The sequence below is a fragment of the bacterium genome (assembly GCA_026398675.1).
GTDB lineage: Bacteria > RBG-13-66-14 > RBG-13-66-14 > RBG-13-66-14 > RBG-13-66-14 > RBG-13-66-14.
The window spans coordinates 1-3,830 of sequence record JAPLSK010000016.1 but is presented as its reverse complement, the minus strand read 5'-3'; the positions used below and the strand labels follow the sequence as shown (position 1 = coordinate 3,830).

The 3,830-nt window shown below is 69.5% G+C and carries 6 protein-coding genes; all 6 read left to right on the top strand.

The features are described 5' to 3' along the window. On the top strand, nt 1-272 hold a 272-nt coding region (locus NTW26_00215; GenBank protein MCX7020697.1), incomplete at its 5' end, for a hypothetical protein. A 201-nt stretch (nt 273-473) separates the two neighbouring features. Next, a complete protein-coding gene (locus NTW26_00210; protein MCX7020696.1) occupies nt 474-1,811 on the top strand; it encodes a transglutaminase-like domain-containing protein in 1,338 nt (445 codons plus the stop codon). Next, a complete protein-coding gene (locus tag NTW26_00205) occupies nt 1,808-2,374 on the top strand; it encodes a hypothetical protein (protein ID MCX7020695.1) in 567 nt (188 codons plus the stop codon). The genes NTW26_00210 and NTW26_00205 overlap by 4 nt, the downstream gene beginning before the upstream one ends. Next, nucleotides 2,371-2,820: a hypothetical protein gene (locus tag NTW26_00200; GenBank protein ID MCX7020694.1), complete on the top strand. Its 450-nt coding sequence runs from the start codon at nt 2,371-2,373 to the stop codon at nt 2,818-2,820. The genes NTW26_00205 and NTW26_00200 overlap by 4 nt, the downstream gene beginning before the upstream one ends. Next, the gene (locus tag NTW26_00195) at nt 2,817-3,047 is read left to right on the top strand and encodes a hypothetical protein (protein MCX7020693.1); all 231 of its coding nucleotides are present in this window, start codon (nt 2,817-2,819) and stop codon (nt 3,045-3,047) included. The genes NTW26_00200 and NTW26_00195 overlap by 4 nt, the downstream gene beginning before the upstream one ends. A 215-nt stretch (nt 3,048-3,262) precedes the next feature. Beyond that, a partial coding sequence (locus tag NTW26_00190; GenBank protein ID MCX7020692.1) for a GAF domain-containing protein occupies nt 3,263-3,830 on the top strand: 568 nt, incomplete at its 3' end.

Here is a 3,830-nt window from a genome sequence, read left to right as displayed (position 1 = left end):
GGCAGTGCGACTCCGCCGCCCGCCCCTGGCGGTACGAGGCCGAGACCTTCTCGCCCTTTGTTACGGTTGGCAGAGCCAGAACGGTCGGTGTAGATTTCGACACCTGGTTTCACCCGGTGGGGGCCGGCGAATCCGCCTCGTTCGGGTTCTACGGCAACGGGGGCTATACCCTTTTCGATGAAAACTTTAGGGATCTGTACGACTGGCAGACGTACGATACCGGCGATGAGGTGACGGAGACCTCCTGGGGCGCCATCAAGGCGAGCTTCTAGCCTTCCTCGTTCCGACGTAGGGGCGGGCCTCTGTGCCCGCCCGTTTTTTTATCCCTCACCCCGGCCCGTCGGCGCGCCGCTCCCTAAAAGGGAGAGGGGGAGACGGCACGGGCGGAAATTGCCACCAAGGCCGGGAACGCCTATAATATGTGAACCGTTACCCTTTCAGAACCCACGCCGCTGGGGAGCGGACCTTCACCCATGCGCGGAACCGTCATAGCATTAATCCTCTACCGGGCGGCCCTCGCCGCCACCACCTGGACCGCCATGTACGTGGACGAGGCCAAGGTGGGCTACTCCTACACCACTCAGGAGACCATTGCCGAGGGCGCGTGCATCGGGGGGGTCTACATCGAGGACTACTCGACGATGAGACTGTCGCGCGGCGGCGTGCCCCTGCTCACCAGCGCCCGCCGCCGGGAGACCTACGACGCGGACGGGCGGATGGCGGCGGCCTCCAGCTACACCGTCTCCGGGGCGGACATCCTCATCGTAAACGCCGCCCTCTCAGGGGACGTGCTCGAGGTGGAGCGCATCCAGGGCCTGAGCGTGGGCAAGCGCTACCTGGAGGGGGGGCTGGTCGGCTCACTGGGACTCTCCTTCGTGGTGGCCGACCTGGAGCCCGGGGAGAGCCTGGACTTTTCCCTGTACTCCAGCGAATACTCCGAGGTCGTAGAGGGGACCTACACCCGTGGCGTGCCGGGTGAGGTCACCTTCGACGGCGAGACATTCCCCGGCTGGGTCAATACGGTGGACTACGGTGGCGCGCCGCGCGAGAGCTACTTCGACGCCGCGGGCGTCTGGCTGGGCACCCTTTTGCCCGGCGGGATGTCCGTCCGACCCGCCGCGGACGAGGCCGATGCCAAGGCCGGACTGACCTGGGTGGACCCGGCCGCCACCGCGGCCATCTTCCCCGAGGGGAACATCCCGAACCCCCGGGAGACCGAGCGGCTTGTCCTTCTGGTCGAGGGGACCACGCCTCCGCCGGACGGCCCCTTCCAGCGGGTGGAGCCCGCCGGGGACGGAGCCTGGCGGGTCACCGTGCGCAGCCGTCCCTTCCCGGATTGCCCCCCGCCGGAGCCCTTCCCCGAGCCCGAGTACCACCGCGCCCTGGAGGAGCTGGCGCTGGCGCTCACCGCGGAGGGCGACCCGTACAACACCTATTTGAACATCGTAGACTGGGTGGGCGAGAAACTGCGCGAGAGCCCGGTTACTCTGGAGCTCACACCGGCGGAGACCCTCTCCCAGCGGCGGGGGGACTGCACCGAGCACGCCGCCCTGGTGACCGACCTCTGCCGTCGGGCCGGCATCCCGGCGCTTACCGTCATCGGCCTCGTCTCCGGAGTGGGGGGTAAGCTCTACTACCACGCCTGGAACGAGGCCTACGTGGACGGCCTGTGGCGCGCGAGCGACGCCTTCCTGGACGAGGAGGTCGCCGACGCGGCCCGGCTGGTGCTCCTGCGCGACCCCCCCGGGGTGGAGCGGACCACCGTGCTGGGGCGGGTGACCGGCGTCGCTGTGGAGGAGGTCGAGCCTTGACCGGCCTGGCGCTGCGAGTTTGGCTGTCGGTGGCCGGCGCCGTCGCCGCCGCGCTGGTCGGGGACTGGATTTCCCTCGCCGTCCTGGCCGGGGCGGCCCTGGTCTCTCTTCTCATCTGGGGGGCCGGGCTGCGGGGAGTGATTCGGGCCCTGCTCCTGGGAGCCTACCTGGTCCTCTTGGCCGGGGGCCTCACCCTGGCGGCCCAGGCCCTGGAAGGACCCCTGACCTGGAACGCCTCGCTCCCGGCGCTCACCCTCTCCCTGCGTCTTCTGGCGCTCTTCCTCTTCGCCGGTCTTTTGGCCGGGGCCGGACCCCGGGGCGTCATCGCCCTGGTGCCGGGCGGGCCGGGGCGCCGGCTGCAAACGAGATTGGAAAAAATCTTCGACGGGTACGTGATCGGCCTGGCCGAGGGACGGGAGCTCCTGGCCGACGGCTGGCGGGGCTATCGGGGCAGTGGCCGACTGACGGCGTACCTGCGGGCCCTCTTGGCCGCGGTGGACGCGGGGGCCGTGGCGCGCGGCGAAGAGGCCGCCTGCGCCGGAGAACGGGAGTCCGAGGCGTGAGCCCCACCTGCGCCCTGGCGCTGGCCTACGACGGCACCGACTTCGCCGGTTGGCAGTTCCAGCCGGGGCGCCGCACGGTGCAGGGGGAACTGGAAAGCATCCTGGCGCGTTTCTACGGCCGGAGGGTTCCCGTCGCCGGCTCGGGGAGGACCGACGCCGGGGTGCACGCCCTGGGCCAGGTGGCGTCCTTCACTGCGGAGCGCGCCTACCCGGCCGCCACGCTTTTCCGCGCTTTCAGCGCCCTTCTCCCGGAGGATATCCGCCTCCTCCGCTGCGCCGAGGCGGAGCCGGGGTTCGACCCGCGCCGCGACGCCCGGTCGCGCACCTACGAGTATTACTTCCTCCCCGGCGGCTCCCTCTTCCATTCCCGCTACGCCCTGGCCGTCGAGAAGGGGCTCACCGCTCGAGGCTCGAGGAGGGGTGCGGCTGCCATCGGCTCGTCATAACCGCCGACGCCTTCCTCCACCGGATGGTCCGCGCCGTGGTCGGCTGCCTGGTGGCTGTGGGGCGCGGGAAGATGGCGGCCGACGAAATCACCCGGATCATCGAATCGGGGGACCGGTCGCAGGCGCCCGCCGCCGCCCCGGCCCGGGGGCTCTTCCTGGCACGGGTGGACTACACGGCGTTTTCCTACGATCCCGATCCGGGCCCCTTCAGCCGCCACTTCGCCTGACGGGCGGCGCTCAACCCTATGAATCACAAATAGTTGCGGTTATCAAAAAAACCCCGGTGCGCCGTGCTCCGGCGCCGTTGCGGACGCCCGCCGGACCTCCCGGGATGACAAAACCCGTAAGATGTATTATATTATAGGCGTAGGTACTTGACCGCGCCGCGCGTTAATTGAGAATACCCACGACCGCCCGGCGTCGAGGGGCGGGAGATTGCCCGATGAGCCGTTCCCCGGACCAGAATGACTACGGCCAGATCGAGGTTTTCGAGGCCTTCGGTCAGGCGCTGGCCGGCTCTCTGGAGCTGGCGGAGATTCTGCGCCGGATGGCGGCGGTCGTGGTCGAGCAGCTCGGCTACCGCAACTGCGCCGTCGTGCTGCACCACCCGGAGAGGCACGAGCTCGAGGTCCACACCATCGTCGGCCTGAACTACGAGCCGATGGCCGGCGCGCGCTTCCCCGATTCCCAGGGGGTCACCGGCGAGGTCGTCCGGACCGGCCGGTCGGCCGTCATTCCCGACACCCGCGCGGAGTCCCGCTATATCTCGGGTCAGCCCGGCGGCGAGGGCGGCCGCAGCGAAATCGCCGTCCCCATCACCTTCGGCGGCCGGGTCATCGGAGTCCTCGACTGCGAGTCCAACGAGCCCGGCGCATTCGGGGACTACGACGCCCGCCTCCTGGGCACCCTGGCCTCGGCCATCGGGTCCGCCATCCACAACGCCGGCCTCTACACCCAGGCTCAGCGCATGATCGAGGAGCTCGAGTCCATCCTCGAAGTCTCCAAGCTCC

Bases quoted from the DNA above. Each gene is read 5' to 3' on its own strand.
- NTW26_00210 (MCX7020696.1), top strand. From the start codon at position 474: ATGCGCGGAACCGTCATAGCATTAATCCTCTACCGGGCGGCCCTCGCC.